25 protein-coding genes are annotated in these 26,430 nt (G+C 65.3%); 20 read left to right on the top strand and 5 right to left on the bottom strand.

What is annotated here, in order from left to right:
• Window positions 1–9 precede the first annotated feature (9 nt).
• Window positions 10–798 (top strand): triose-phosphate isomerase family protein, encoded by a 789-nt coding sequence (locus tag ACS5PJ_RS11535; RefSeq protein WP_439435025.1) that lies wholly within the window; start codon window positions 10–12, stop codon window positions 796–798.
• Between the two features lie 67 nt (window positions 799–865).
• On the opposite strand, the gene ACS5PJ_RS11530 is transcribed toward ACS5PJ_RS11535, so the two are convergent.
• The 3 genes from ACS5PJ_RS11530 to ACS5PJ_RS11520 all read right to left on the bottom strand — a co-directional run bounded on the left by ACS5PJ_RS11530 (window position 866) and on the right by ACS5PJ_RS11520 (window position 2,273).
• On the bottom strand, window positions 866–1,348 hold the full coding sequence (locus ACS5PJ_RS11530) for an SRPBCC family protein (RefSeq protein ID WP_439435024.1): 483 nt from the start codon (window positions 1,346–1,348) through the stop codon (window positions 866–868).
• Window positions 1,345–1,704 carry an ArsR/SmtB family transcription factor gene (locus ACS5PJ_RS11525; RefSeq protein WP_439435023.1) on the bottom strand — a complete coding sequence of 120 codons (360 nt, stop codon included), beginning with the start codon at window positions 1,702–1,704 and terminating at the stop codon, window positions 1,345–1,347. The genes ACS5PJ_RS11530 and ACS5PJ_RS11525 overlap by 4 nt, the downstream gene beginning before the upstream one ends.
• Window positions 1,705–1,823: 119 nt before the next feature.
• A complete protein-coding gene (locus ACS5PJ_RS11520) occupies window positions 1,824–2,273 on the bottom strand; it encodes a MarR family winged helix-turn-helix transcriptional regulator (protein ID WP_439435022.1) in 450 nt (149 codons plus the stop codon).
• A 170-nt stretch (window positions 2,274–2,443) separates the two neighbouring features.
• On the opposite strand from ACS5PJ_RS11520, the gene ACS5PJ_RS11515 reads away from it, so the two are divergent.
• The 10 genes from ACS5PJ_RS11515 (at window position 2,444) to ACS5PJ_RS11470 (ending at window position 14,399) form a co-directional block, all read left to right on the top strand.
• Window positions 2,444–3,676, top strand: coding sequence for an MFS transporter (locus tag ACS5PJ_RS11515; RefSeq protein ID WP_439435021.1), 1,233 nt, complete (start codon window positions 2,444–2,446; stop codon window positions 3,674–3,676).
• Between the two features lie 174 nt (window positions 3,677–3,850).
• Window positions 3,851–4,255 carry a tautomerase family protein gene (locus ACS5PJ_RS11510; RefSeq protein WP_439435020.1) on the top strand — a complete coding sequence of 135 codons (405 nt, stop codon included), beginning with the start codon at window positions 3,851–3,853 and terminating at the stop codon, window positions 4,253–4,255.
• Window positions 4,256–4,456: 201 nt separating this feature from the next.
• Window positions 4,457–5,488: a 5-dehydro-2-deoxygluconokinase gene (gene iolC, locus ACS5PJ_RS11505; protein WP_439435019.1), complete on the top strand. Its 1,032-nt coding sequence runs from the start codon at window positions 4,457–4,459 to the stop codon at window positions 5,486–5,488.
• On the top strand, window positions 5,485–6,450 hold the full coding sequence (locus tag ACS5PJ_RS11500) for a Cgl0159 family (beta/alpha)8-fold protein (protein ID WP_439435018.1): 966 nt from the start codon (window positions 5,485–5,487) through the stop codon (window positions 6,448–6,450). The genes iolC and ACS5PJ_RS11500 overlap by 4 nt, the downstream gene beginning before the upstream one ends.
• Before the next feature lie 39 nt (window positions 6,451–6,489).
• Window positions 6,490–8,418: a 3D-(3,5/4)-trihydroxycyclohexane-1,2-dione acylhydrolase (decyclizing) gene (gene iolD, locus ACS5PJ_RS11495; protein ID WP_439435123.1), complete on the top strand. Its 1,929-nt coding sequence runs from the start codon at window positions 6,490–6,492 to the stop codon at window positions 8,416–8,418.
• Between the two features lie 33 nt (window positions 8,419–8,451).
• The gene (locus tag ACS5PJ_RS11490) at window positions 8,452–9,966 is read left to right on the top strand and encodes a CoA-acylating methylmalonate-semialdehyde dehydrogenase (RefSeq protein WP_439435017.1); all 1,515 of its coding nucleotides are present in this window, start codon (window positions 8,452–8,454) and stop codon (window positions 9,964–9,966) included.
• Between the two features lie 85 nt (window positions 9,967–10,051).
• Window positions 10,052–10,969: a sugar phosphate isomerase/epimerase family protein gene (locus ACS5PJ_RS11485; RefSeq protein ID WP_439435016.1), complete on the top strand. Its 918-nt coding sequence runs from the start codon at window positions 10,052–10,054 to the stop codon at window positions 10,967–10,969.
• Between the two features lie 42 nt (window positions 10,970–11,011).
• Window positions 11,012–12,025, top strand: a complete 1,014-nt coding sequence (locus ACS5PJ_RS11480; RefSeq protein ID WP_439435015.1) for a Gfo/Idh/MocA family protein — start codon at window positions 11,012–11,014, stop codon at window positions 12,023–12,025.
• A gap of 53 nt (window positions 12,026–12,078) precedes the next feature.
• On the top strand, window positions 12,079–12,954 hold the full coding sequence (locus ACS5PJ_RS11475) for a sugar phosphate isomerase/epimerase family protein (protein WP_439435014.1): 876 nt from the start codon (window positions 12,079–12,081) through the stop codon (window positions 12,952–12,954).
• The gene (locus tag ACS5PJ_RS11470) at window positions 12,951–14,399 is read left to right on the top strand and encodes a sugar porter family MFS transporter (protein ID WP_439435013.1); all 1,449 of its coding nucleotides are present in this window, start codon (window positions 12,951–12,953) and stop codon (window positions 14,397–14,399) included. The genes ACS5PJ_RS11475 and ACS5PJ_RS11470 overlap by 4 nt, the downstream gene beginning before the upstream one ends.
• Window positions 14,400–14,677: 278 nt before the next feature.
• On the opposite strand, the gene ACS5PJ_RS11465 is transcribed toward ACS5PJ_RS11470, so the two are convergent.
• Together ACS5PJ_RS11465 and ACS5PJ_RS11460 are read right to left on the bottom strand one after the other, a co-directional pair.
• Window positions 14,678–15,697, bottom strand: a complete 1,020-nt coding sequence (locus ACS5PJ_RS11465; protein ID WP_439435012.1) for a sugar phosphate isomerase/epimerase family protein — start codon at window positions 15,695–15,697, stop codon at window positions 14,678–14,680.
• Window positions 15,694–16,872 (bottom strand): Gfo/Idh/MocA family protein, encoded by a 1,179-nt coding sequence (locus ACS5PJ_RS11460; protein ID WP_354146710.1) that lies wholly within the window; start codon window positions 16,870–16,872, stop codon window positions 15,694–15,696. The genes ACS5PJ_RS11465 and ACS5PJ_RS11460 overlap by 4 nt, the downstream gene beginning before the upstream one ends.
• A 155-nt stretch (window positions 16,873–17,027) precedes the next feature.
• On the opposite strand from ACS5PJ_RS11460, the gene ACS5PJ_RS11455 reads away from it, so the two are divergent.
• The 9 genes from ACS5PJ_RS11455 to ACS5PJ_RS11415 all read left to right on the top strand — a co-directional run bounded on the left by ACS5PJ_RS11455 (window position 17,028) and on the right by ACS5PJ_RS11415 (window position 26,352).
• A complete protein-coding gene (locus ACS5PJ_RS11455; RefSeq protein WP_439435011.1) occupies window positions 17,028–18,041 on the top strand; it encodes a LacI family DNA-binding transcriptional regulator in 1,014 nt (337 codons plus the stop codon).
• 149 nt (window positions 18,042–18,190) lie between these two features.
• Window positions 18,191–19,186, top strand: a complete 996-nt coding sequence (locus ACS5PJ_RS11450; RefSeq protein WP_439435010.1) for a substrate-binding domain-containing protein — start codon at window positions 18,191–18,193, stop codon at window positions 19,184–19,186.
• A 52-nt stretch (window positions 19,187–19,238) separates the two neighbouring features.
• Complete coding sequence (locus ACS5PJ_RS11445) at window positions 19,239–20,294, top strand: ABC transporter permease (protein WP_439435009.1); 1,056 nt, start codon at window positions 19,239–19,241, stop codon at window positions 20,292–20,294.
• 12 nt (window positions 20,295–20,306) lie between these two features.
• On the top strand, window positions 20,307–21,242 hold the full coding sequence (locus ACS5PJ_RS11440; RefSeq protein WP_439435008.1) for an ATP-binding cassette domain-containing protein: 936 nt from the start codon (window positions 20,307–20,309) through the stop codon (window positions 21,240–21,242).
• Between the two features lie 124 nt (window positions 21,243–21,366).
• Window positions 21,367–22,362, top strand: coding sequence for a Gfo/Idh/MocA family oxidoreductase (locus tag ACS5PJ_RS11435; RefSeq protein ID WP_439435007.1), 996 nt, complete (start codon window positions 21,367–21,369; stop codon window positions 22,360–22,362).
• Window positions 22,362–23,405, top strand: a complete 1,044-nt coding sequence (locus ACS5PJ_RS11430) for a Gfo/Idh/MocA family protein (RefSeq protein ID WP_439435006.1) — start codon at window positions 22,362–22,364, stop codon at window positions 23,403–23,405. Before ACS5PJ_RS11435 ends, ACS5PJ_RS11430 begins: the two co-directional genes overlap by 1 nt.
• 36 nt (window positions 23,406–23,441) lie before the next feature.
• Window positions 23,442–24,530, top strand: a complete 1,089-nt coding sequence (locus ACS5PJ_RS11425) for a Gfo/Idh/MocA family oxidoreductase (protein WP_439435005.1) — start codon at window positions 23,442–23,444, stop codon at window positions 24,528–24,530.
• Window positions 24,530–25,315 carry a TIM barrel protein gene (locus tag ACS5PJ_RS11420; RefSeq protein WP_439435004.1) on the top strand — a complete coding sequence of 262 codons (786 nt, stop codon included), beginning with the start codon at window positions 24,530–24,532 and terminating at the stop codon, window positions 25,313–25,315. The genes ACS5PJ_RS11425 and ACS5PJ_RS11420 overlap by 1 nt, the downstream gene beginning before the upstream one ends.
• On the top strand, window positions 25,312–26,352 hold the full coding sequence (locus tag ACS5PJ_RS11415) for a Gfo/Idh/MocA family oxidoreductase (protein WP_439435003.1): 1,041 nt from the start codon (window positions 25,312–25,314) through the stop codon (window positions 26,350–26,352). The genes ACS5PJ_RS11420 and ACS5PJ_RS11415 overlap by 4 nt, the downstream gene beginning before the upstream one ends.
• The last annotated feature ends 78 nt before the right edge of the window (window positions 26,353–26,430 follow it).

Genomic DNA, 26,430 nt, shown 5'->3' with positions numbered 1-26,430 from the left:
GGCAGGCCCATGACCTCAAGTGGCGGAAATCCGCTCGGACCGGCCGGCGCGGCCATTTCCGTGGGTGTCAGTACCAAGATGTACCTCGGCTACCAGGCCAGCCTGCGCTGGCTGGCGGAGGTGCGTTCCGTGGTGGATGCCCGCCGTCTCGGCGCGGACAGCGCCGTCCGGGTTTTTGTGATGCCGTCCTTCCCTGTCCTGGAGCATGCCGGGCGGATCTTTGACGGTTCGCCCGTGCTGCTGGGGGCGCAGAACTGCTCCTGGGCGGACGGACCCCTGACGGGTGAGGTCAGCCCCGGCATGCTGGCCGAGCTGGGCGTCTCGCTGGTGGAGGTGGGCCACGCTGAGCGCCGGCGTCTCTTCGCCGAAACTGATGCGGTAGTTGCACGCAAGGTGGGCGCCGCCCTCGACGCCGGCCTGACGCCGCTGCTGTGTATCGGCGAACCGGACGTGCTGGGCCACGAAGCTGCGGCGGAGTTCTGCCTGCGGCAGGTCCGGCTGGCGATCGGGGATGATGACTCGCTGCTGCCGGAACTGGCTCTAGCCTACGAGCCGGTGTGGGCCATCGGGGCTGAACGGCCGGCCGCCGCAGGATATGTGAATGCAGTGGCCGGGCTCCTCCGCGAAGCCGTGGGCGCGGCGTGTCCCATCCTTTACGGCGGCAGCGCCGGTCCCGGGCTGTTGCCGGCGCTGCCCGGAGTGGACGGTCTGTTCCTGGGCCGCTTTGCCCACGACGCCGCGAACCTGGGCCTGGTGCTGGATGACGCCCTCGAGCGGGCAGCGGCCGGCGAAGCCTGAGTACGACGGAGGGACGGTTGCCTTCCCGGCGGAGGTGACCGTCCCGGCGTCGTGATTCTTGTGCGTATTAGACCTTGGCGCCGGACAGCAGTTCGTCCAGGCGCTCATAGCCTTGGCTCATGCCGCTTTCCATGCCGGACTGCGCCATCCCGTCCCGCGCTTCCTGGGTGGGATAGACGGAGTGGCCGCGCAGGCGCGTACGTCCGTTGCCGAGGTCCTCAAAGGTCATGAACTCGAGGCTGACCACATCGGGGTAGCCGCCGAATTCGAACGTCTGGATGGCGAACTCGTTTTCGCGGACGGTGTGGAAGATGCCCTTGAACTCGTAGGCGACGCCGTCCGGCCCTGTGTGGAGGTAGCTGTAGCTGCCGCCCGTGCGGAAATCGTAGTGGTCGATGTCCATCTTCATGCCACGCGGGCCGAGCCACTGGACGATCAGATCGGGCTCCTTATGGGCGCGGAAGACATCCGCGACCGGGAAATCGAACTCGCGCTCGTAGTAGATGAAGGGCTGGCCTTCGGGGACGCTGAGTTGCAGGGAATTGCTCATGATGACTCCTTGGGTAGCTCGCCGCTGGCTGCGGCGCGTGATTGAAGTACGGTATCGAGGCGCCGGAACCGTCCTTCGTGGACCAGCCGATACTGGTCGATCCACGACGTCAATGCCTCCAGCCGTGCGGGATTCAGGTGGACGGGCCGCCGCTGTGCATCCCTCGTACGGGTGACCAGCCCTGCCTGCTCGAGGACCTGGATGTGCTTCGAGACCGCCTGCTTGGTGATCGCGAAGGGTTCTGCCAATTCATTCACTGTGGCCGGGCCCCGGCTGAGCCGTGCGATGATGCCGCGGCGCACGGGATCAGAGAGGGCCATAAAGGCCGAGTCCAGCGATCCGTTGTCCGCATCCATTGGTGGCTCCGTCTTGCGCAGTGACATTCCGCGTGCTGATCAATGCATTGGTTGATCAACCATCTGGTTGTTTAAGAATAGATCCAGCAGTGACGGCGGTCAAGGCCTGCAGTGGGGTATCAGACGGTGGCGTGGAGCCCAGGGAGGGCGTGGACCAGTGCGGCCAGCTCGGGAATCCCGCGCGCTTCGTCGAGGGCGCGCTCCAGGGTGGCGTCGTGGACCGGCCGGGCCTCTTCCAGCAGTGCGACCCCGCTTGCCGTGAGTTCGGTGTAGATCCCGCGGCGGTCGTCCGCGCAGAGGATCCTGGTCAGGAGCCCGCGGTCCTCGAGCCGGTTGACCAGGCGGGTGGTGGCGCTGGCACTCAGCGCGGTGGCGCGGGCCAGCTGCTGCATGCGCATGTGCCAGCCGTCCTGCCGACTCAGGGCGTCCAGCACGGTGTACTCCACCACGGACAGCTTTGACCCGGCCTGCAGGGAGCGTTCCAGCTCGCCCTCGATCAGTCCGTGCAGGGCCGCGAGAGTGCGCCATCCCTGTGCGCGGACCTCCACGGCGTCGTCCTTGATGCCCATCCTCTGTTCCTTATCCGGTGCGCCGCCCCACGCCGCGGGGCGTGAGGACGGACACAACCACTAATAGTTGCTTGCGCGGTGTATCTGCTTGTGCAACAATAAACAACGCGTCTGCAACTACTAGCTTACGCTCACTACCTCATTCCGTACAGTTTCAAAGGAGCACCCCCATGCCCATAGGCCTGATAGCCCTCGCCCTCGGCGGGTTCGGCATCGGACTCACCGAGTTCGTCATCATGGGCCTCCTGCCCGAAGTTGCGGCGGACTTCCGGATCAGCGAAGCAACGGCAGGCTGGCTGATCTCCGGCTATGCCCTGGCGGTGGTGGCCGGCGCCCTGGTGCTTACGGCAGCCGTGACCCGCTTTGAGCGCAAGCCCGTCCTGGCTGTCCTGCTGGTGCTCTTCATCGCGGGCAACCTGATCTCGGCACTGGCTCCCGGCTACGGCATGATGATGGCCGGCCGCATTCTCGCAGCCCTCGCCCATGGCGCATTCTTTGGCATCGGGGCAGTAGTGGCCGCCGACATGGTGGCGCCCACCAAAAAAGCCGGCGCCATCGCCATTATGTTCACCGGCCTGACAGCGGCCAACGTCCTGGGCGTGCCGTTCGGCACCATGCTGGGACAGGCCGCGGGCTGGCGCTCCACGTTCTGGGCCATCACCGTCATCGGCGTCATCGCCCTGGCCGGAATACTGGCCCTGGTGCCGAAAACCGGCCACGGGGACGCCGCGCCCGGAACCCTGCGGAGCGAACTGCGGGCCTTCCGCTCCGGCCAGGTGTGGCTCTCCATTCTGGTCACGATCCTTGGCTACGGCGGTATGTTTGGCGCCTTCACCTATATCGCCTTCACGCTCACAGAGGTCACCGGCTTCTCGGCGTCCACCGTGCCGTGGCTGTTGATTGTCTTTGGTGTGGGCCTTTTCATCGGCAACACCATCGGCGGCAAGGCGGCGGACCGCAACGTTGACCGGACGCTCATCGTGGTGCTCGCCGTGCTCGTGGTGATCCTCGCAGCCTTCGCCCTGACGGCAAGCAACCAGGTGGTCACCGTGGCATCCCTGGTCCTGATGGGCGGCTTCGGCTTCGCCACCGTTCCCGGGCTGCAGATGCGCGTGATGAAGTACGCCGCCGCGGCGCCCACCCTCGCGTCGGGCGCCAACATTGGTGCCTTCAATGTGGGCAACGCGCTCGGCGCCTGGCTTGGCGGGGTGACCATCACTGCGGGACTCGGCTACACATCGCCCATCTGGGCCGGTGCAGGCATCACCCTCCTGGGGCTCGCCGTCATGCTGATCGCCGCTGCCGGTGCCCGGCGTCCGGCTGTGCAACAAACCTCCCTTGCCCGCCGCGGGCACGTTGCCGCTGAGCCTGCAGCCCCTGAGCCCTCGGGTGTCCTTCGCTGACCATCCATCCCAAATCGGATAACCCTTGACGCCCGACGACGGATGGTCACCATCGCCACGATGGTGACCATCCGTCGTCGTACTGGATTAAAACCTTTGGGCCCCGATGAGTGGGGCATTGCTTCGCCTTTCCCTTATTTGTTAGTATGTCAGGACAAACTTGAGGAGACGGAAATGCCACTGGTACGAATTGATGTCAATGAGGGGCGCAGCGCCGAAGACCTGCGCCTGCTGAGCCGGGGAATCCATGATGCGATTCTCGCTGAGTATGGAATTCCGGAGCGCGACTACTTCCATGTCCTGACCGAGCATCCGCGCGGGCAGATAGTCGCCCAGGACGCAGGGCTGGGGTTTGAGCGCACGCCCGACGTTGTGATGATCCAGATCTTCACCCAGGGAGGCCGCACCCAGGAAGCCAAGCAGTCCCTTTTTGCGGCAATTGCGGCCAGCCTCGCGGAGATCGGCGTGGCCGGAGAGGACGTGTTCATCGGTTATGTAGAGAATGCTCCCGGGGACTGGTCTTTCGGGTTCGGGCGCGCCCAGTACGTCACCGGCGAACTGGCCGTGCCGCGTCAGTAGGGCTCCCGTGCCGTGAGGGCCGGGCTCTGATCGTTGGTTTCAGGCCTTAAATGCAAGTTGTAGTTATGTCAGTACAAACCTTTGACAGGACATTGATTCTAGGGCAAAGTAGTGGTGTGTTCCCGCTCACGGGAATGGCCAGGCAACGGAGCTCCAACTGTCACAGGTACCGAGTTCAATCAGGAAAGGTCCGCGATAACCGTGACCCACGAACTTCTTACGATCGGGCGCATCAGCGTTGATATCTACCCGAATGACATCGGGGTGGGCCTGGAGGACGTCACGTCCTTTGGCAAGTACCTCGGCGGATCGCCGTCGAACGTGGCGGTGGCTGCGGCCCGGCACGGACGGAGCGCTGCAGTCATCACCCGGACCGGCGATGACGCCTTCGGCACCTACCTCCACCGCGAGCTTCAGAAGTTCAACGTGGATGATTCCTTTGTCACCCCCGTGAAGGAGTGGCCAACGGCGGTGACGTTCTGCGCCATCATGCCCCCGGATGATTTCCCCCTCTACTTCTACGGCCGTTTTCCCACCGCTCCGGACCTGCAGATCAAGGCCGAAGAACTGGACCTCGACGCCATCCGGAATGCCCGGATCTTCTGGTCCACCGTGACGGGCCTGTGCCAGGAACCCAGCCGTTCAGCACACCTGGCAGCCCACGAGGCCCGGTCCCGCGCAGACCTTAAAGACGGCCAGTTCACCATCCTGGACCTGGATTACCGCCCCATGTTCTGGGCCTCCGAAGACGAGGCCCGGGCCGAGGTGGCCAAAATCCTGCCGCATGTGACGGTGGCGATCGGCAACGACAAGGAGTGCGCGGTGGCGGTAGGGGAGGGGACCCCTGACGAGCAGGCGGACCGGCTCCTCGCCGCGGGCGTTGAGATCGCCGTCGTCAAGCTCGGCCCCGAAGGCGTGATGGCCAAGACCCGCACCGAACGGGTTGTCTCCGCCCCCGTTCCGGTCGAAACACTCAATGGCCTGGGCGCAGGGGACTCCTTTGGCGGGGCTTTCTGCCACGGGCTGCTGTCCGGCTGGCCGCTGGCCCAGGTCCTGGACTACGCCAACGCTGCAGGCGCCATTGTGGCGTCCCGCCTGTCCTGCGCCGACGCGATGCCGACGCCGGATGAGGTCACCTCGCTGCTCGCGGAGCGCGGCCGCCTTATTCCCGGGCAGTTCTCCACCGAAGGACTTGCCACTGAAGGACTTGCCACCGAAGGAGCAGCCCTGTGAGCACCAATCTCGGCACCGCCCCCGTCGCGGTTGATGACGATCCCCGCCGCTACGCCCGTCTGAGCACCATCCGCCTGGAAGATCCGGAGGCGATCGCCCGGGCAGCGAAGGCGCGCCGCCGCCACCCCGGCCTCAAATCCGGCCGGCAGAACTTCATCGTCGCCGCCGACCATCCGGCCCGCGGCGCCCTGTCCGTGGGCTCTGACCCGGTGGCGATGGCTGACCGCCGTCAGCTCCTGGATCGCCTGCAGATTGCCTTGGCCAATCCGGCCGTGGATGGCGTCCTCGCCTCCCCGGACATCATGGATGACCTGCTGCTGCTCGGCGCACTGGAGGGCAAGCTCGTTTTCGGCTCCATGAACCGCGGCGGCCTCACGGGCCTGGTCAACGAATTCGATGACCGCTTTACCGGCCACACCGCCGCGGCGCTGGAAGCGCTCGGGGCCGACGGCGGAAAGATGCTCACCCGCATCTGCCTGGGCGACCCGGACACCGTGTCCCTCCTCGAAGCGACGGCCAAGGCTATCGACTCCCTCGCGGAACGCAAGCTGATCGCGATGGTGGAGCCGTTCCTCTCCGTCTGGGAGAAAGGCAAGGTCCGCAACGACCTCTCCACTGACGCGGTGATCAAATCCATCGCGATCGCCGAGGGGCTGGGTTCAACCAGCGCCTACACCTGGATGAAGCTCCCGGTGGTCGCGGAAATGGAACGCGTCATGGCCGCAACCACCATGCCTACCGTGCTCCTTGGCGGCGACCCGGACGGCACCCAGGAGGAAGTCTTCTCCACCTGGGAAGCGGCCCTGTCACTGCCCGGCGTGCAGGGCCTGACCGTCGGCAGGACCCTCCTCTACCCGGCCGACGGAGACGTTGCCGGCGCGGTGGCTTCCGCGGCGTCCCTCCTTCACCACACAGCATCCGCCGGCCTCCCGTCAGCCCACACCGCAGAAGTTACGGAGTAATCTCCCATGGAAATGAAGAATTCATCGGGAACACGCAGGATGACGGTGGCCCAGGCCGTGGTCGAGTACCTTTCGAAGCAGTACACCGTGGATACGGTCGGCGGAGTGGACTACCGCGAACGGCTGATCCCGGGCACCTTCGGTATCTTCGGCCACGGCAACGTCGCCGGTGTGGGCCAGGCCCTGAAGCAGTACCAGCAGCTCGATCCGACGATCATGCCCTACTACCAGGGACGCAATGAGCAGGCCCAGTCGCACCAGGCCGTGGGCTACGCCCGGCACACCCGCCGCCGCCAGACCTTCGCGATCAGCACCTCGATCGGGCCCGGGTCCTCGAACCTGCTGACCGGCGCGGCCCTGGCCACCACGAACCGTTTGCCGGTGCTGCTGCTGCCGTCCGACACGTTCGCCACCCGCGCCGCGGACCCGGTGCTGCAGCAGCTCGAGCAGCCCCACGCCTACGACATCACGGTCAACGACGCGTTCCGTCCGCTGTCGAAGTTCTTCGACCGGGTCAACCGCCCGGAGCAGCTGTTCTCCGCATTCCACCACGGCCTGCGCGTCCTGACCGACCCCGCGGAAACAGGCGCGGTGACCATCTCGCTGCCGCAGGATGTCCAGGCCGAGGCCTTTGACGTTCCGGAGGAGTTCCTCGCCGAGCGTGAATGGCGGATCCGCCGTCCGGACGCCGACGACGACGATATCGCCCGCGCAGCCGCTGCCATCCGCGCGGCCAAGCGCCCGCTCATCATTGCCGGCGGCGGTGTCCTGTACGCCTTCGCAAACGAGGAGCTCGCAGCCTTCGCCGGGTTGACCGGAATCCCGGTGGGCAACACGCAGGCCGGCGTCGGTGTCCTGCCCTGGGACCACAGGTTCAGCCTCGGCGCGATCGGGTCAACGGGCACGACGGCGGCGAACGCGATCGCTGCGGAAGCTGACCTGATCATCGGGATCGGCACCCGGTACGAGGACTTCACCACCGCGTCCCGGACCGCGTTCCAGAACCCTGACGTGAAGTTCATCAACATCAACGTGGCCGCCATCGATGCGTACAAGCACGGCACCTCGCTGCCGATCGTGGCCGACGCCCGCAAGGCCCTGGTCAAGCTGAACAAGGCCCTTGGCGGCTACCGCGTCGGCGCCGATCTGGAGCAGCAGGTCGCTGCCGAGAAGAAGCGCTGGGACGCCACCGTGGACGAAGCCTTCGACACCCGGTACACGCCCCTGCCGGCGCAGAACGAAATCATCGGCGCCACCTCCCGGGCCATGGACGCGGCCGACGTCGTCATCTGCGCCGCGGGCTCCCTTCCCGGGGACCTGCACAAGATGTGGCGGGTCCGGGACCCCTTCGGCTACCACGTGGAATACGCCTACTCCTGCATGGGCTACGAAATCCCGGGCGGGCTGGGCGTCAAGCGCGCGGCACTGGCCGAGGCGGCAGGGGGCGGAACCCAGCGCGACGTCGTCGTGATGGTGGGGGACGGCTCCTACCTGATGATGCACACCGAACTGGTCACCGCCGTCGCCGAACGCATCAAACTGATCGTGGTCCTGATCCAGAACCACGGCTACGCCTCCATCGGCTCGCTCTCCGAAATGCTCGGTTCGCAGCGGTTCGGCACCCAGTACCGGGCCCTGAACGAGGAACAGCACAGCTTCGACGAAGGCGAGACCCTCCCGGTGGACCTGGCACTCAACGCCGAGTCCCTGGGCGTGAAGGTCATCCGGATCGAACCGGGGGAGAAAGTCATCGCCGAACTCGAACAGGCCATCCGCGATGCCAAGGCGGCACCGGAACGCGGCGGGCCCATCCTGATCCACGTCGAATCAGACCCGCTGCTGGACGCCCCGAGCTCCGAATCCTGGTGGGACGTCCCCGTGTCCCAGGTCTCCGAACTCGAGTCCACCAAGCAAGCCTTCCAGACCTACATCGAGCACAAAGACCGCCAGCGCAAATTCCTCGGCTGACCACACTTTCCACCTACTCAAGGAAGAGTCCCCATGACTGCCACCAGCACTGAGACCACCACCATCAACCACTTCATCAACGGCGCCGAAACCGCCGGCGAGGGCACCCGCACCCAGCCCGTCTACAACCCGGCCACCGGCAAGGTGTCCGGCGAACTCCGCCTGGCCAACCGCGCGGACCTGGACGCCACGGTCGCGGCCGCCCGCAAGGCCGCGGACTCCTGGGGCGACATTTCGCTGGCCAAGCGCACCGCCGTCCTGTTCAAGTTCCGCGAACTCGTCGCCGCCCACGTGGACGACCTCGCCGAACTGATCACCGCCGAGCACGGCAAGGTCCTCTCCGATGCGAAGGGCGAGATCGGCCGCGGCCTGGAAGTCATCGAATACGCCTGCGGCATCCCCACCCTGGTCAAGGGCGATTACTCGGACCAGGTCTCCACCGGCATCGACGTCTTCTCCTTCCGCGAACCGCTCGGTGTGGTCGCCGGCATCACGCCGTTCAACTTCCCGGTCATGGTGCCGCTGTGGATGGCGCCGATGGCGATTGCCACCGGCAACGCCTTCATCCTCAAGCCCTCCGAGCGCGACCCCTCCGCCTCCATGCTGCTGGCCAAGCTCTGGAAGCAGGCCGGCCTGCCGGACGGTGTCTTCCAGGTCCTGCATGGCGACAAGGAAACCGTCGACGGCCTGCTGACGCACCCGGACGTGGACGGCATCTCCTTCGTCGGCTCCACCCCGATCGCCCAGTACGTGCACGAGACCGCCACCAAGCACGGCAAGCGCGTCCAGGCCCTGGGTGGGGCGAAGAACCACGCCATCGTGATGCCCGACGCCGACCTGGACAACGCGGCCGATCACCTCGCCGCCGCCGCGTTCGGCTCCGCCGGGGAACGCTGCATGGCCATCTCCGTCGCCGTTGCCGTGGGGGACGCCGCGGACCTGATCGTGAAAAAAGTCGAAGAGCGCGCCCTTGCCGTCAAGGTCAACAACGGCACCGCCCCCGACGCCGAAATGGGCCCGGTCATCACGCCCGCCTCCAAGGAACGCATCGTCCGGATCGTCACCGAAGCCGAAGCCGCAGGAGCCGCTATGGTGGTGGACGGCCGCGACCTGGTGGTCCCCGGCCACGAAGACGGCTTCTGGGTGGGCCCCACCGTCATCGACCACGTCAAGACCGGAATGACCGCCTACACCGAGGAAATCTTCGGCCCCGTCCTCGTGGTGGTCCGCGTCGATACGCTCGAAGACGGCATCACGCTGATCAACGCCAACCCCTACGGCAACGGCACCGCCATCTTCACCTCCTCCGGCGCCGCAGCCCGCAAGTTCCAGCGCTCCGTCACAGTCGGCATGATCGGCATCAACGTGCCCCTGCCCGTCCCGGTGGCCTACCACTCCTTCGGCGGCTGGAAAGCCTCACTCTTCGGCGACAAGCACATCTACGGACCCGAGGGCGTCTCGTTCTACACCCGCGGCAAAGTGGTCACCTCCCGCTGGCCCGAAACTCACCACGACTCCGGCGCCTCCTACAACTTCCCCTCCAACTAATCCCCACCGCCGCCCTCGCCTCGCAAGCCCGGCCAGGGAACCCTGGCGGCGTGGGCCCAGCCGATACAAGAAAGACAACGCTGTTATGACTGACGTACAGAACAAGCTGATCATCGGCACCGCACCGGATTCCTGGGGCGTCTGGTTCCCCGATGACCCCCAGCAGACCCCCTGGGAGCGGTTCCTCGACGAAGTAGCAGAATCCGGCTACAAGTGGATCGAACTTGGCCCCTACGGCTACCTCCCCACCGATCCCACGCGCCTGGCCGAGGAGCTCAAGGCCCGGGACCTGAAGGTGACCGCCGGAACGGTTTTCACGGCCTTCCACCGCGGGCTGGACCAGTGGGAGACCGCCTGGGAACCGGCCCGCAAGGTTGCCGAGCTCACCGCTGCCATGGGCGGGGAACACATGGTGGTCATCCCGGCCATGTGGCGCGATGACGTCACCGGCGAGGCAGTGGAAAGCGGCCAGCTCACCGAGAAGGCCTGGAGTGACCTCTTCGCCGGCCACAACCGCCTCGGCAAGACCCTGCTGGAGGACTTCGGCCTGAAGCAGCAGTTCCACTCCCACGCCGATTCCCACGTGGGCGCCCAGGCAGACATCGAGACGCTGCTGGCCGCAACGGACCCGCAGTACCTCAACCTATGCCTGGACACCGGCCACGCTGAGTACTGCGGCGCTTCCAGCCTGGAGCTCATCAAGAACTACCCGGACAGGATCGGCTACCTGCACCTGAAGCAGATCAACCCGGACATCCTGAAAAAGGTCAATGAGGAAAACATGACCTGGGCCGCGGCGAACCTGGCCGGCGTCATGACCGAGCCGCCGAACGGCCTGCCGGACCTGCGCGCCGTTATCGAAGCAGTTGAAGCACTGAACCGGCCGATCTTCGGCATCGTGGAGCAGGACATGTACCCCGTGGCGTTCGACGTTCCCATGCCGATCGCCAAGCGCACCCGGAACTACCTGCTCTCCTGCGGCTCCCGCACCACCGTCAACTGACGCCCCGACCCGCTTCCGCAAGCTCACCCGAAGGACACCACCATGACTGAAACCCTCCGCGTCGCTGTCATCGGCGCCGGCCGCATGGGCGCCGACCACATCCAGCGACTCACCAAGCGGATCAACGGAGCTGAAGTGGCCGCCGTCGTCGACGTCGACCTTGCCCGCGCCCAGGCGGCCATCGAAGGCATCCCGGGCGCCGTCGCGCTGGCCGATGCTGAAGAGGCGCTGAACAACGGCGACGTCAACGCCGTCCTCATCGCCACCCCGGGCTTCCTGCACGAGGACATCCTGCTGAAGGCACTGGCGAAGGACATTCCCATTCTCTGTGAGAAGCCGCTGACCCCGGACGCTAGGTCCTCCTGGAAAATTGTCCAGGCGGAAGAGAAGCTGGGCCACAAGCGGATCCAGGTGGGCTTTATGCGCCGCTTCGACGCTGAATACGCAGCGCTTGGCCAGATCATCCAGAAGCACGAACTGGGCGAACTGCTGATGCTGCACCACCAGCACCGCAACCCCACCACCCCGCCAGGGTTCACCAACGAAATGCTGATCAACGACTCCGTGGTCCATGAATTCGATGCGATCCGATTCTTCACCGGCGAGGAAATCACCAGCGTCCAGGTGCGGCTCGGCAAAGCCACAAAGAACGCCCCCGCCGGGCAGCACGACCCCCAGCATGTCCTGCTCGAAACCGAGTCGGGTGTCCTGGCCGACGTCGAGATCTACGTCAACGCCAAGTTCGGCTACGAAGTGGCCACCCAGGCCTCCTTTGAAGAGGGCATCGTGAGCATCGGCGGGGACAAGGGCCCCTACACGCGCAGTGCCGGGCACTGGGGCGGCAACGTCACGCCCGGGTTTGAGGAGCGCTTCGGTGCCGCGTACGACGTCGAGATCCAGTCATGGGTGGACGCCGCCCTTCGCGGTGAGATCGGCGGTCCCACCGCCTGGGACGGCTATGCCACCGCCGCCTGCTGCGAAGCCGGCGTCGAGGCGCAGAAGAACGGCGAAAAGGTTGCCGTGAAGCTCAACGCCAAGCCCGCCCTCTACAACTAGGGCATGCCCGCAGCCACCCTTAAGAGCCCCTGAACCACAATGGAGTGTCCTTCGTGAAAATCGCCCTTGACCCCACCCCGTTCCACCACTCGCACAGCCTGCTCGAATTCCCGCGGGTGGTAGCCGATCTTGGCTACAAGTACATGCAGATGACCCCGCATGCCGACCTGATCCCGTTCTACAACCACCCCAAAGCGGACGACGCACTGGTGGGGCAGCTGAACAAGGCCTGCAAGGATGCGGGCGTCGAAATCGCCTCCGTCCTGCCGGTGCTCCGCTGGTCCGGTCCGGACGAGGACGCCCGCGAAGCTGCGGTCCGTTACTGGAAGCGGGCCATCCAGATCACCGTGGACCTGGGCGTCAGCACCATGAACACCGAGTTCAGCGGCCGGCCGGAGAAAGCCGAGGAGTCGGAGCGGGCCTTCTACCGCTCCATGGAAGAACTGCTTCCCATCATCGAGCGGGAGGGGATCGATCTCCTCATCGACCCGCACCCGGACGACTTCGTTGAAGAAGGCCTCGCGGCCATCCGCGTCATCCGTGGGCTGAACTCGAAAAATGTCGGCCTGGTCTACGTCGCCTCGCACAGCTTCCACATGAAGAACGCGCCGCTGGACATCATGCGGGCCGCGGGGGACAAGCTTCGGCTCGTCCACGTGGCCGACACCATGGACCACCACGCCTCGCACGGGCTGCGCTACATCACCAACCCGCCCGGCAATCCTGTCCGGGTGCACCAGCACCTGAAGATCGGCGACGGCGACGTCAACTGGGATGAATTCTTCGGCGGCCTGCAGGAGATCGGCTTCCTCGACAACGAGAACGCTGTGATGGTCTCCAGTGTCTTCGCCGAGGACGACAACGCCGAGGAGGTTTCCCGCTACCAGCTGGAGACGATGAAGCAGTACGTCCGGAAGGTCAGTGTATGACGGGGACGTCCGCGCACACCACCACAGACCCGGCTGCAGTCCGTACGGCGCTCGCCGGTACAGCCAAGCCGGCCAACCCGAAGAAATTCATGCGGAAGGTGGCGCTGTTTTCCACCTTCGGCGGCCTGCTGTTCGGCTACGACACCGGTGTCATCAACGGTGCCCTGCCCTTCATGCAAAGGGACCTGGGGCTGACGCCGCTCACCGAAGGGCTGGTGACCTCAACGCTGCTTTTCGGCGCGGCATTCGGTGCCATCAGCGCCGGAAGGCTCTCGGACCGCTTCGGCCGGCGCAGGGCCATCATGGCGCTCGCCCTGGTGTTCGCCGTGGCCACCGTCGCCTGCACCATCGCGCCCAGCACAGAACTGCTCATCGCGGCCCGGACCCTGCTGGGCCTGGCCGTTGGCGGCGCTTCCGTCATCGTTCCGGTGTACCTGGCGGAGATGTCGCCGGCCGCCCAGCGCGGCCGCATTGTCACCCAGAACGAACTCATGATTGTCACCGGCCAGTTCCTGGCCTTTACGTTCAACGCCGTGCTGGGCAACCTCTTTCCGGGGACCGACCACGTGTGGCGCTGGATGCTGGTCATTGCCACCCTGCCCGCCGTTATCCTGTGGTTCGGAATGCTGGTCCTGCCGGAGAGCCCGCGCTGGCTCGCCTCGGCCGGACGCTTCGGCGCCGTCCTCGAGGTCCTGCGAAGCACCCGCGCAGCGGGCGAGGTCTCAGCGGAGTTCGACGAGGTCCGGCAGGCAGCCCGCGAGGACTACCAGGCCAGGATGGGCACGTTCAAGGACCTCACTGTTCCGTGGATCCGCAGGATCTTCGTAGTGGGCCTTGGCATGGCCATCATCAACCAGATCAGCGGCGTTAACGCCATCATGTACTACGGGACGTCCATCCTGTCGTCGTCCGGTTTCGGTGACCGGGGCGCCCTGATCGCGAACATCCTCAACGGCGTCACCTCCGTGGTCGCCGTCATCGTGGGCATGTATTTCATGACCCGTGTGGCCCGTAAATCCATGCTGGTTGTGGGCCTGAGCGGCACCGCCGTTTCACTGTTGGCCATCGGCCTGATCTCCATGCTCCTGCCGGAGGGCACCCTCCGCGGGTACCTGGTGCTGCTGTTCATGGTGACCTTCCTTGCCTCCATGCAGTCCTGCATCGGCACGGTCACCTGGTTGACGATGTCCGAGATCTTCCCCCTGCACGTGCGGGGCATCGCCATGGGCATCTGCGTTTTTGTCCTGTGGATGATCAACTTCCTGATCGGCTTCTTCTTCCCGCAGATGATCTCGTGGATAGGGGTCTCTGCGACCTTCTTCATTTTTGTGGCGCTGCAGCTGGGAGCCATCGTCTGGGTCAAGCGCGTTGTTCCCGAGACGCGTGGAAAGTCCCTGGAGGAGTTGGAACATCTTTTCAAGCAGCGGACCGTTGTGAACGTCTAGCCCCGCACAACGAACGCTGAAAATGCCCGACGCCGGCCGGCGTCGGGCATTTGCCGTGGATAAGGTTCCCAGGTTTTCCGCAGCCTCAATGCCCCCGAGGTCCCGGAGAAGACCCCCACCAGCCCCAACTTCAAGGGTGTGCGCATTGTCCTGGTCCATGGTTGAGCGGATCCGCCAGCCGGGAATCCGGACGTACAGCAGAGGGACGGCGCCTGGGCGCCGTCCCCTGAGCCGTTTGTCCACGGGAGGTATTGCCGGGATACGCCCGGCTGTTGCTGCTAGGCCGTGGGCTTCAGCGATTCGGAGAGGGCCGCGTCAGCGTCGCGCAGCACCTTGGCCGCCACCTGAAGGCCCTCGATCCGGCCCAGTTCGACGTCTTCATGTTCGATGTTGACGAGCATGTCCGGATCGACGTCGTGGAGGGCACGGAGGAACTCTGTCCAGTAGGCGGTGTCGTGCCCGCGGCCAAGTGCCACGAAGTCCCACGCGGAGTCCTTGGGCCATTCGTTGGCCCACTCGTCGCCGCCAAGGTTGGTCCGGTTTTCCTCCGGAGAGAGCCGGCGGAAGCTGTTGTCCAGGACTCCATAGAGGGCAGCGTTACCGGAGTTGACCCGTACGTCCTTCGCGGCCGCCTGGAAGACCAGTGGGCCGAGTTCGCGGACCACTGCCACCGGATCCATCTGCTGCCAGAACAGGTGGGAGGCATCCAGTTCGACGCCGACGTGGGTGGCGCCAGTCAGTTCGATGAGTTTGTACACGTCAGCGGTGTTGAAGACGATATTCTGCGGATGCAGTTCGAGGGCCACCTTGACGCCATGGTCCGCAGCAAGCCGGTCGGTTTCCTTCCAGAAACCGGCGGCGATGCCCCACTGGTAATCGAGGACGTCCAACGCCGCGGAGTTCCACGCGTTGACAATCCAGTTCGTCACCGTCGCACCGGGTTCCCCGCCGGGCAGGCCGGACATGGTCACAACCCGGTTCTGGCCGAGGCGCGCGGCGAGCCGGATGGAGCGGCGGATATCCTCGGCATGCTTCTCGCCGATTTCGCGCTTGGGATGCAGCGGGTTGCCGTTGCAGTTCAGGCCGGCGATGGCCACGCCGGTGCCCTCGAAGATCCCGAGGTAGTCATCGCGGGCGGTGTCGCTTTCCAGGATCTGGTCCATGGTGGGAACGTGCACGGCGGGAAGGAACCCGCCCGTGTTGATCTCGATGCCAGTCAGGCCCAGGTCTGCGATGACCTTCAGTGCCTCGGGGAGTGGCCTGTCATGCAGGATCGCGTTGTAGACGCCGAGCTTCACAGGGTGACCTTCTTTCCGTTGTTAAGCGCGGATTCCGTGACGGCACCGAGCAGTTCCATGTTGCGCACGCCCTCGTCGAACGTGGCGCAGCGGGGCAGGGACTCTGCTTCGCTGAGTCCGGCAACCTCTTCGAGGAAGGCCCGGGCCTGGTAGCCGAAGGCGTCGTTCTGTCCGAAGCCGACCTCGGGGGCGTCCATGGCCAGGCCGCCGGCAATATAAGGGTGTCCCGGGCCGAGGATGACCTGGCGGTAGCCGTTCTCGTGGCCGGAGCCGTCGTTGAGGAACAGCTGGATTTCGGCCGGGCGGCGCTGGTCAAACTTGGCAGCGCCGTTCTCGCAGAACACCTCAAACTGGAGGCTGTTGGCGTGGCCGGCCGCAACCCGGGAGACTTCAAAGCTGCCGGCGCCGGTGCCGAACTCTGCGTTGAATGCTGCGTAGTCGTCGTTCTCGACGGCTTCGAAAGTGTCGCTGACCGCTGCGTGGTCGTGGCCCATCACAGCCGCTAGCGGCAGGGGCCGCTTGTTGATCACGGTGCTGAGGCTGCCGCCGGTGATCGACTTGATGTCGCCGCAGAGGAATTCGGAGACGTACGTCAGGTGGCTTCCGACGTCGGCCAGCGCGCCTGACCCTGGGCCGCCTTTGTAACGCCAGCTCATGGGAGCCGAGGGGCTGAAGCCGTAATCGGTCCAGTAGCGGCCGCTGAAGTGCAGGACGTTGCCCAACACTCCGTTCTGGATGAGGTCCCGGATATAGGCGATGCCGGGCGTCCGCCGGAACGTGAAGCCGATGCGGGCGATGCTGGAGGCGCTGCGGGCCGCTTCCGCCATCGCGCGGGCGTCCTCAAGGGAGTCGCTCAGGGGCTTCTCGCACAACACGTGCTTTCCCGCGGCGAGCAGGCCTTCCACTACCTCGCGGTGAAGGGAATTCGCGATTACGACGCTGACAACGTCGATGTCATCCGCTTCTGCAATTGCCTGCCACGAGGTGTCATTGCGTTCGTAGCCGAACCGCCGGGCCGCGAGGGACCCAAACTCGGCGTTGACATCTCCGATCGATACGAGTCGCACCGGCGGAAGCACCGGGCTGTAAAGGGAAGACGCTGTGCGGTAGGCCGCCGCATGCGCCTTGCCGGCCATTCCTGCGCCGATGACGGCGACCCCTAGGCTCTCAGCCATTGATTTCTCCTTCGAAATTCAGCCCGGGTGCCGAACACCCCTTGTGGCTTTTTAGAGCGCTACAATTTAGCACTGGACTCAAAGCATATTCATGTGAGTATGTCCTGTCAATGTCTCCGGACGTTCGAATACAGATGAGAAGAATGGCTCAGGATATGACTGCTACAAGCCCCGGAACCGGCCGTCCCACAATCTACGATGTCGCCAAGCGCGCCGGCGTCTCGCCGTCGCTGGTGTCCCTGGTCCTCCGGTCACCCGCCCGGGTCAGTGACAAGCGGCGGGAAGCGGTGCGGGTGGCGATGTCGGACCTGGGCTACCGTCCCAGCCGGGCGGCAACAACGCTTGCGAGCAGCCGGACCAAGAGCATCGGCCTGGTGATCGACGACTACCGGAACCTGTGGTTCGTTGACCTGTTGCGGAGCATGCAGGCAGCCCTGTCCAGCCATGGCTATCACGTGACTGTTGCCGATTCGCAGCCAGGGGAAAACCGCATCCACGAGGCAATCGACGGGCTGCTTGCGATGCATGTGGACGGCTTGGTGATTGCGGCCGAACCTGGCGGGTCCATGCCAAGCAGGAGCTGGGTGCCGATGGTGGTGGCCGGCTGGCGTAACGGGGTGCCGGATGGTGCGGATCTGATCACGGGCGACGACGACGGCGGCGGCCGCGCGGCGGTGGAGCACCTCCTCATGCTCGGGCACACCCGGATAGGTCACCTCTCCGGAACGGGAGGCGCCGCGGAACACCGGCGGAAGGGCTTCCAGGGCGGCATCCTGGAGGCAGGGCTGGAGGTGCGGATCGCGGGCGAGGCGGGCGGCACTTCAGAGGAGGATGGCTATGCCGCTGCATGCCGGATCCTGGAGCAGTATCCCGACACGACGGCCATCTTCGCCGCCAATGACACGATGGCCGTGGGCGCCTTCGCCGCACTCAAGGCGCGGGGCCTTCGTGTGCCGGATGACATCTCCGTGATCGGATACGACAACTCCCCACTGGCGAAATCGCGGTACCTGGACATCACCTCAATCGACAACCGCAGCGACCTTGTCGGGAGTGACGTCGCAAGCAGGCTCTTGGCCAGGCTTGAGGACCCCGCCCTCAAAGCCCGGCGCACTCTGATCGAACCCGTCCTGGTGGTCCGCTCGACGACCGCCCCTGTTGCGCCCTGAGAATGGGCAGCTTGCTTATCTGAAGTAAAAACATCCTAATGTCAGGACAAAGTATTGACATCTGTGAGCCGAGTCACCATGATCTGTGTAGGGGGCTTTGAGCTTCTGCAGAGTGGCAGGGCCGCAACCCCAATCAAAGGAGATAAATCGTGAAGAACTTTTCGTGGCGGAAGGCGGCACTCGTGTCGGCCGTCGTTCCGATGCTGGCCCTCAGCGCCTGTTCGAGTACGGGCGGCAGGCCGGCGGACAGCGGCAACGCGGCCGGTGGTGGCCAGGTGGCAACGACCGATCGGATAAAGATCGCAATGATCGCCCACGCCCCGGCCGGTGATACCTTCTGGGACACCGTCCGCAAGGGCGCCGAGGAGGCGGCCGCAAAGGACAATGTCGAGCTGCTGTACACCTCGGATCCGGAGGCTGGCCGGCAGGCACAGCTGATCGAGCAGGCCGTGGACCAGAAGGTGGACGGCATCGCCGTGACTCTGGCCACCCCTGACGCGCTGAAGGATGCACTGAAGAAGGCCTCTGCTGCGGGCATTCCGATCGTCAGCTTCAACGCCGGCGAAGCGGCCTCTGCGCAGCTGGGGGCATTTACCCACTTCGGTTCCAACGAGCAGCTCGCCGGCCAGGCCGTGGGATCAAAGCTGGCAGCAGGTGGTTTCAAGCACCCCGTCTGCGTGATCCAGGCGCAGGGCCACGTGGGCCTGGAAGCCCGTTGCGCCGGCGTGAAGGCCAAGGTGCCCGGGACAGAGATTCTGTACGTGAACGGCGCGGACATGACGTCGGTTGAATCGACGGCCACCGCGAAGCTTCAGGCTTCCAAAGACGCGGACGTCATTATTGGGCTGGGCGCTCCCATCACACTGACGCTCCTTAAGTCCGTGACCACCGCAGGAAGTTCGGCCAAAGTTGCCAGCTTCGACCTGAACAAGGAACTGGCCCAAAAGGTCTCCGACGGCAGCGTGCTGTTCACAGTGGACCAGCAGCCATGGCTGCAGGGCTACGAAGCAGTGGATGCGCTGTGGCAGAACAAGCGCGGCGGCTTCCGGCTCGGTGGCGGACAGTCGGTCCTGACCGGACCGGCAATCATCGACCAGTCAAACGCGGCGGATGTCCTGAAATTCGCCGAGCAGGGTATCCGCTAACAGCCCGCTGGCCGGGCCGGCCATGGCCGGCCCGGCAGCAAGGAGAGTCATCATGACCATCACCCAGACAAAGACAAGCACGAAGGCAGCGGCGGCCGATGAGCGCGTCGCCCAGCGCAGTCCGTTCCAGAAGCTCCTCGGCCGGCCCGAGGTCGGTGCCCTCGTGGGTGCCATCGTCCTCTTCATCTTCTTCGCGTTGGTTTCCTCAACGTTTACCCAGCCCAACGCCCTGGCGACCATTCTTTACGGCAGTTCCACGATCGGGATCATGGCGGTGGGGGTGTCCCTGCTGATGATCGGCGGGGAATTCGATCTGTCCACCGGTGTCGCCGTGATCTCCTCGGCCTTGACGGCATCGATGTTCAGCTGGTACTTCAGCACGAACGTCTGGGTCGGTGTGGCACTGGCCCTGGTGGTCTCCCTGGCCATCGGCTTCATCAACGGCTGGATCCTGATGAAGACCAAACTGCCCAGCTTCATCGTCACCCTGGCGACCTTCCTGATGCTGACCGGCCTGAACCTGGGCCTGACCCGGCTGATCGGCGGCTCCGTGTCCTCACCGTCGATCTCCAACATGGACGGTTTCGCCTCCGCCCGCGCAGTCTTTGCGTCCTCGGTCACCATCGGCGGCATCGACGTCAAGATTACGGTGTTCATCTGGATCGCCCTCGTGGCGGTGGCGACCTGGGTGCTGATGCGGACCCGGGTGGGAAACTGGATCTTCGCCGTCGGCGGGGACGAAAACGCCGCCCGCGCCGTCGGTGTTCCGGTCAAGGCCACCAAGATCGGCCTGTTCATGGCCGTTGGTTTCTGCGGCTGGATCCTGGGCATGCACAACCTCTTCGCCTTCGACTCGGTGCAGTCCGGCGAAGGCGTGGGCAATGAATTCCTCTACATCATCGCCGCGGTCATCGGCGGGTGCCTCCTGACCGGCGGCTACGGTTCCGCGATCGGCGGCGCGATCGGCGCCTTCATCTTCGGCATGGCGAACAAGGGCATCGTCTACGCCCAGTGGAACCCTGACTGGTTCAAGTTCTTCCTGGGCCTGATGCTGCTGCTGGCCACCATCGTCAACCTCATCGTCAAGCGCCGCGCAGAGCTCAAGTAAGGGGCCCGGAGAATGAATGCCAAACAGATCGACCAGCAGACCCTGTTGCAGAACGAACGGGACCCGCTCACGCACACCCCCGTGCACCTGCTTTCCCTTGACGGGGTAGGCAAGCACTACGGCAACATCATCGCCCTGTCCGATGTCACCATGGCCGTGGACAACGGCCGCGTCACCTGCGTCCTGGGCGACAACGGTGCGGGTAAGTCCACGCTGATCAAGATCATCGCCGGCCTGCACCAGCACGACGCCGGGGTGCTGAACATCATGGGCGAGGAACGGAAGTTCAGCTCACCCCGGGACGCCCTCGACGCCGGTATTGCCACCGTCTATCAGGACCTCGCGGTGGTGCCGCTGATGCCGATCTGGCGCAACTTCTTCCTCGGCTCCGAACTGACGTCCGGCTTCGGCCCGTTCAAGAGCATGGATGTCCAGAAGATGAAGGACATCACCAAGCACGAACTCGCCGAGATGGGCATCGACCTCCGCGACGTGGAGCAGCCCATCGGCCAGCTCTCCGGCGGTGAACGCCAGTGTGTGGCGATCGCCCGCGCGGTGTACTTCGGTGCCAAGGTCCTGATCCTGGACGAGCCGACGGCGGCACTCGGCGTCAAGCAGTCCGGTGTGGTTTTGAGGTACATCCTGCAGGCCCGTGACCGCGGACTGGGCGTCATCTTCATCACCCACAACCCGCACCACGCCTTCCCCGTGGGGGACCGGTTCCTGCTGCTCAAGCGCGGCAAGTCAATCGGCTACTACGACAAGAAGGACATCACCCTGGACGAGCTCACGGCCCAGATGGCCGGCGGCGCCGAACTCGCCGAACTCGCCCACGAACTCGAACAGCTCGGCGGACACAGCGACGTCGTGAAGGAAGTCAAGGCAGAGGTCGCGGACGTTGCCGAAGTCGCCGAGACCACACGGGAAAGCAGCCCGCGGCACGTGTAGCCCCGCACATGTGCGGCACGGACAGGGTCGGGGCCCGCCGGAAAGACCGGAGGGGCCCCGCTCGCCATGCCACGCACCATATGCCACTGGCAAACGCAACGAAAAAAACAGAACGGAACATAACATGCCGATCCGGGTTGGCGTCATCGGCGCCGGTGTCATGGGCGCGGACCATATCAGGAACCTCTCCACCACCATCAGTGGGGCTGAAGTCACCTTCGTGGCAGACCTCGACGGCGGCCGTGCGGCGGCCGCAGCGCCCCCGTCGGCGCGTGTCACCACGGACCCAACCGAGCTCATCAATTCTAGCGAGGTTGACGCCGTCGTCATTGCCTCGCATGACGACACCCACGCCGGCCTGGTCCTGGAGTGCTTTGAAGCGATGACTCCGGTGCTGTGTGAAAAGCCGTTGGCCCCGACGCTTCTGGAAAGCCGCGAAGTGGTGGAAGCCGAGGCTGATATCTTTGCCGCAACCGGGGCGCGGCTGCTCTCCATGGGATTCATGAGGCGGTTCGATCCCGGGTACGCCGCGCTGCGGGAAGCCACCCAGGCGCGCAGCCAGGGCGAGCCCCTGCAGGTGCACTGCATCAGCCGGACGGCAGCCTCAGGGCCAGGCGCAAGCTCCGAATCCGCAATCACCAATTCGGCCATCCACGAGTTCGACATCATTCCCTGGCTGCTGGGCTCACCTGTCACCGAGGTCTCCTGGCAGGCAGGCCGCAGTTCCCGGCACAGCACCGGCGAGCTGCGGGACCCTTCCTTCATGCTGCTGCGCGCAGCAGACGGCACCCTTGCCACCCTGGAACTCTTCCTCAACGCCCGGTACGGCTACACCACATCATGCGAGGTCGTGTCCGAATACGGCACCGCCGCCCTGCCGGAACCCACCGCCCTGGCCGTCCATCAGGAGGGTCAGCGGCGGTCCGATGTCCCCGCTGACTGGCGCCCGCGGTTCGCCGACGCCTACCGGCTGCAGCTCCAGGCCTGGATTTCCGCGCTCCGCCGCGGTGAACCCGCCCCTCTCGCCACCGGGGAAGACGGCCTGCGGGCATCGCAGGTTGCCCAGGCCATGATCCGTTCGCTCCACAGTGATGGAGCCTTCACGAAAGTGACCCACTGATGCCCCTGCGCACCCTGCCGGCATCACGCGTGCCGGACTCACGGGACGCACCCGCCCTGCGGTGGGGGATCATGGGCCCGGGGTGGATTGCGGAGCGCTTCACGGAATCGGTGCAGGCCCACACAAACCAGATGATCGCCGCCGTCGGCTCCCGCTCCCTGGCCCGCTCCAAGGCGTTTGCCGACACCTTCGGAGTGCCCGCCGCCTACGGGAGCTACGAGGAGCTGGCGGAATCTCCCGACGTCGACATCGTGTACGTCTGCACGCCCCACAACTTCCACCACAGCGCCGCCCTGCTCGCGATCGACGCCGGCAAACACGTCCTCATCGAGAAACCCATCGGCCTCAACGCCGCACAGGCGCGTGATATCGCCGCGCGTGCCACCGCTGCCGGCGTCTTCGCCGCCGAGGCAATGTGGAGCTTCTTCCTGCCGAAATTCGACGTGATCAGGCAAGTGCTCGATCGCGGCACGCTGGGGACCGTCACCACTGTCCTCGCCGAATACGGCGAGTACTTCGACCGCAGCCACCGCATCTTTGATCCCGCACTGGCCGGCGGCCCGCTGCTGGATTTGGGAACCTACCCGCTGGCACTCATCACCGAGGTCCTGGGCTCACCCGAACGGCTGCATGCCGCGGGCCAGCAGCACGAATCGGGGGTCAACGCCCAGCTCTCCGCCATCATGGAATTCCCCGGCGGAAGCCAGGCCGTGATTAACACCCAGCTGCACAATTTCACGCCCACCGCGGCAACGATTGTGGGATCCGCTGCCACGTTGACCATCGACGGCCCGTTTAATATGCCCGGCGGCTTTGAGGTCCGGTTCCCCGACGGCAGGCGGCTCCGCCACGAAGAACCGGCCGGGGGCCACTTCGAGGGCCTGCACTATGAAGCGGCGGCGGTGGCCCGCGCCATCGCCGCCGGTCAAACGGAAACCACGCAGCGGCCCCTCGCTTCCTCCATCCGGACCATGGAAGCAGCGGATGAAATCCGCCGCCAGCTTGGCATTGAGTTCCCGGGCGAACACAGCGGTTCCGCCTGAGCAATTGTTGTACTGACTATCGAAAGGACCTGGCCCATGGCCTACATCGAACAGCGTTCCACCGAAATGCCCGCCCCGGTGCGGCTGGGCCTCATCGGCTCCGGCTGGATGGGGGCATTCCACGGCGAAAGCATCGCCCGCCGGGTTCCCGGTGCCGTTCTGGCCGCCGTCGCCGATCCCAACCTGGACTCGGCAGCCTCTGTGGCAGCCGGGCTCGGGGCAGCAAAGGTCACCGCCGACGCCGCGGACATTCTGGCCGATCCGGGCATCGACGCCGTAATCATCGCCAGCCCGGCGCGGTTCCACGCCTCCCTGATCACCCAGGCCGCGGCGGCGGGCAAACATGTCTTCTGCGAGAAACCCGGTGCGCAGAACCTCGACGAACTCGACGCTGCCCTCCGCGCCGTGGAAACGGCAGGGATCCACTTCCAGATCGGATTCAACCGCCGCTACGCAGCTGACTTCCAGGCTGCAAAGAAGGACCTGGCCAACGGAGTCGTCGGGACGCCCCAGCTCCTGCGCTCGCTGACCAGGGACCCAGGCACCGGGAGCATCGGGCAGGCAGCCAGGATTCCGGCCTGGACCATCTTCCTCGAAACGCTGATCCACGACTTTGACACCCTGAACTGGTTCAACGAAGGCGCCGAGCCGGTGGAGGTCTACGCCGCCGCGGACGCCCTCGTGGAACCAGGGCTCCGCGATCAGGGATTCCTGGACACGGCCGTGGTCACCGTCCGCTACAGCAACGGAGCCCTGGCAGTGGCGGAAGCGAACTTCAGCGCCCTCTACGGCTACGACGTCAGGGGAGAAGTATTCGGCTCCAAGGGTATGGTCCAGGCGGGACGCACCACTGAAACGGCAGCGGTGAGGTACACCGCCGAAGGCCTCTCCGCTGACACGCCGCGGCTCAACGTTGAGCTGTTCCGCGATGCTTACACCGACGAACTCGTTGACTTCAGCGCGGCGATCCGCGCGCACCGCGACGGCGACCAGCCGCCGTCGGGCGCGTACACCCTCACCCCGGGGGCTGCCGACGCCAGGCGTGCCCTCGCCATGGCGCTGGCGTGCATAGAATCCGTCCAGCACGGCGGTCCGGTTGCTGTGGCCCAGAAGGCGGCCGTCTGATGCGGCTGGCCGTGTGCGCCGAAATGGTGTTTACGGGGCTGCCGTTCACCGATCGGGTGCGGCGGATCCACCAGGCAGGTTTCGACGTCGAACTCTGGGATTCGAGGACCAAGGACATCGCCGCTCTCAAAGCCACCGGCGCCGTCTTCTCCTCGATGACCGGTTACACCTCCGGCAGCCTGGTGGACCCGGACACAGCCGACGACGTGGTGCGTACCGCCGAAACACTGATTCCCACAGCGTTGGAACTTGGCGTCAGCCGGATGGTGGTCCACTCCGCGGAGCTCATCGACGGGAAGGCGGCGCGTCCTGTCTACCGCTCCACCGGCAGGATGTGGATCACCGGCGCACGTACCCTCGAACGCCTTGGTGCGCTCGGCGAGAAGCACGGACTCACCTTCTGCCTCGAAAACCTCAACACGGTGCTGGACCATCCGGGCATTCCCCTGGCCCGTGCCAAGGACACACTGGCCCTCGTGGAAGCAGTGGCCCACCCCAACGTGAAACTCATGCTGGACCTCTATCACGCACAGCTGGGGGAGGGGAACCTGATCGAGCTCATGCGCACGGCCCTGCCGCACATCGGCGAGATCCAAGTGGCCGACGTTCCCGGCCGCTGCGAGCCCGGCACCGGCGAAATCAACTACGCGGCCGTGGCCCGGGCGCTCGCAGCCGCCGGCTATGAGGGAACCGTCGGCATGGAGGCGTGGTCCAGCGGCGATGACCTGGCTGCACTCGACGCCTTCCGAACCGCCTTTACCGTCTATGCAGAGGACAAACTGTGAAAAATACCATTCTCGGACTGGTCGGCGTGGGCCGGATCGGCGTGATGCACGCCAACAACATCGCAGCGCTCAACGCGGAATTCGCTGGCCAGGGCAGCGGCGTCACACTGCGGCTGACCGACGTCGCCGCAGACCACGCGCGCACGGTAGCAGCGGGCCTCGGCGCAGAATTCCTGCCGTCGGTGGATGCCTTGATCGCTTCAGGCATCCAGGGCCTGGTCATTGCCACCGGAACAAGCACCCACCCGGAACTGATCCGGGCGGGTGTGGACGCAGGTATTCCCGTTTTCTGCGAAAAGCCCGTGGCCATGAATGTGGCCGACTCCCTGCCTGTCCTGGAACACATCCGCGCCAAGAGCGGCGTGGTCCAGATCGGCCACCAGCGCCGCTTTGACGCCGGGTACCTGGAAGCGAAGCGTGCCTACCAGGCCGGAGAGCTCGGCTGGATCCACTCGCTGCGGGCCGTCACCTGTGACATGACGCCCCCGCCGGTTGAATTCCTTGCCACCTCCGGCGGGCTCTTCCGCGACTGCTCCGTCCACGATTTCGACATCCTGCGCTGGCTGACCGGGCGCGAAATCGTGGAGGTCTACGCCCGCGGGTCCAACAACGGGGATCCCGCCATCGGCGGGGTGGGCGACGTGGACACTGCGCTGGCTGTGATTACGTTCGACGACGGCACCGTGGGCACAGTCTCCGCCAGCCGCTACAACGGGGCCGGGCATGACGTCCGCCTCGAGATCCAGGGATCCAAAGGTTCCCTGATGGTCGGCCTGGATGAAAAGTCCGCCCTGAAATCAGCCGAGGAAGGGATCACGTTCCCCACGGGCGAGTCCCACAAAACCTTCGCCGAACGATTCGATGCGGCCTACCGTTCGGAAATGGCAGCCTTTGTTGAGCTGGTCCTCGGCCGCCGGGCGAACCCCTGCACGCCCGAGGACGCCGTCGCTGCTTCACGGGTGGCGGACGCCGCGCAGGAGTCCCTGGCCAGTGGAGTCCCTGTCAGGGTGGCGCTTGCCGCTGAGCAGGCTGTCTGACGCCGTCCTCCACACAAAAGAGCCCGCTCCATAGCCCTCCCGCTCCACGCAAAAGCTCCCCTCCGGAAAATGCTTCCG

It is taken from the genome of Pseudarthrobacter cremeus, from assembly GCF_051857465.1.
In the GTDB taxonomy this organism is placed as follows: Bacteria; Actinomycetota; Actinomycetes; order Actinomycetales; family Micrococcaceae; genus Arthrobacter.
Note: the sequence above shows the minus strand (reverse complement) of the source record. Positions and strands in the feature narration are given on the sequence as shown.

Coding starts and splice junctions, on each gene's coding strand:
- ACS5PJ_RS11535 (WP_439435025.1), top strand. CDS start 10: ATGACCTCAAGTGGCGGAAATCCGCTCGGACCGGCCGGCGCGGCCATT.
- ACS5PJ_RS11530 (WP_439435024.1), bottom strand. CDS start 1,348: ATGAGCAATTCCCTGCAACTCAGCGTCCCCGAAGGCCAGCCCTTCATC.
- ACS5PJ_RS11525 (WP_439435023.1), bottom strand. CDS start 1,704: ATGGATGCGGACAACGGATCGCTGGACTCGGCCTTTATGGCCCTCTCT.
- ACS5PJ_RS11520 (WP_439435022.1), bottom strand. CDS start 2,273: ATGGGCATCAAGGACGACGCCGTGGAGGTCCGCGCACAGGGATGGCGC.
- ACS5PJ_RS11515 (WP_439435021.1), top strand. CDS start 2,444: ATGCCCATAGGCCTGATAGCCCTCGCCCTCGGCGGGTTCGGCATCGGA.
- ACS5PJ_RS11510 (WP_439435020.1), top strand. CDS start 3,851: ATGCCACTGGTACGAATTGATGTCAATGAGGGGCGCAGCGCCGAAGAC.
- iolD (WP_439435123.1), top strand. CDS start 6,490: ATGACGGTGGCCCAGGCCGTGGTCGAGTACCTTTCGAAGCAGTACACC.
- ACS5PJ_RS11490 (WP_439435017.1), top strand. CDS start 8,452: ATGACTGCCACCAGCACTGAGACCACCACCATCAACCACTTCATCAAC.
- ACS5PJ_RS11485 (WP_439435016.1), top strand. CDS start 10,052: ATGACTGACGTACAGAACAAGCTGATCATCGGCACCGCACCGGATTCC.
- ACS5PJ_RS11480 (WP_439435015.1), top strand. CDS start 11,012: ATGACTGAAACCCTCCGCGTCGCTGTCATCGGCGCCGGCCGCATGGGC.
- ACS5PJ_RS11470 (WP_439435013.1), top strand. CDS start 12,951: ATGACGGGGACGTCCGCGCACACCACCACAGACCCGGCTGCAGTCCGT.
- ACS5PJ_RS11460 (WP_354146710.1), bottom strand. CDS start 16,872: ATGGCTGAGAGCCTAGGGGTCGCCGTCATCGGCGCAGGAATGGCCGGC.
- ACS5PJ_RS11455 (WP_439435011.1), top strand. CDS start 17,028: ATGACTGCTACAAGCCCCGGAACCGGCCGTCCCACAATCTACGATGTC.
- ACS5PJ_RS11445 (WP_439435009.1), top strand. CDS start 19,239: ATGACCATCACCCAGACAAAGACAAGCACGAAGGCAGCGGCGGCCGAT.
- ACS5PJ_RS11440 (WP_439435008.1), top strand. CDS start 20,307: ATGAATGCCAAACAGATCGACCAGCAGACCCTGTTGCAGAACGAACGG.
- ACS5PJ_RS11435 (WP_439435007.1), top strand. CDS start 21,367: ATGCCGATCCGGGTTGGCGTCATCGGCGCCGGTGTCATGGGCGCGGAC.
- ACS5PJ_RS11430 (WP_439435006.1), top strand. CDS start 22,362: ATGCCCCTGCGCACCCTGCCGGCATCACGCGTGCCGGACTCACGGGAC.
- ACS5PJ_RS11425 (WP_439435005.1), top strand. CDS start 23,442: ATGGCCTACATCGAACAGCGTTCCACCGAAATGCCCGCCCCGGTGCGG.
- ACS5PJ_RS11420 (WP_439435004.1), top strand. CDS start 24,530: ATGCGGCTGGCCGTGTGCGCCGAAATGGTGTTTACGGGGCTGCCGTTC.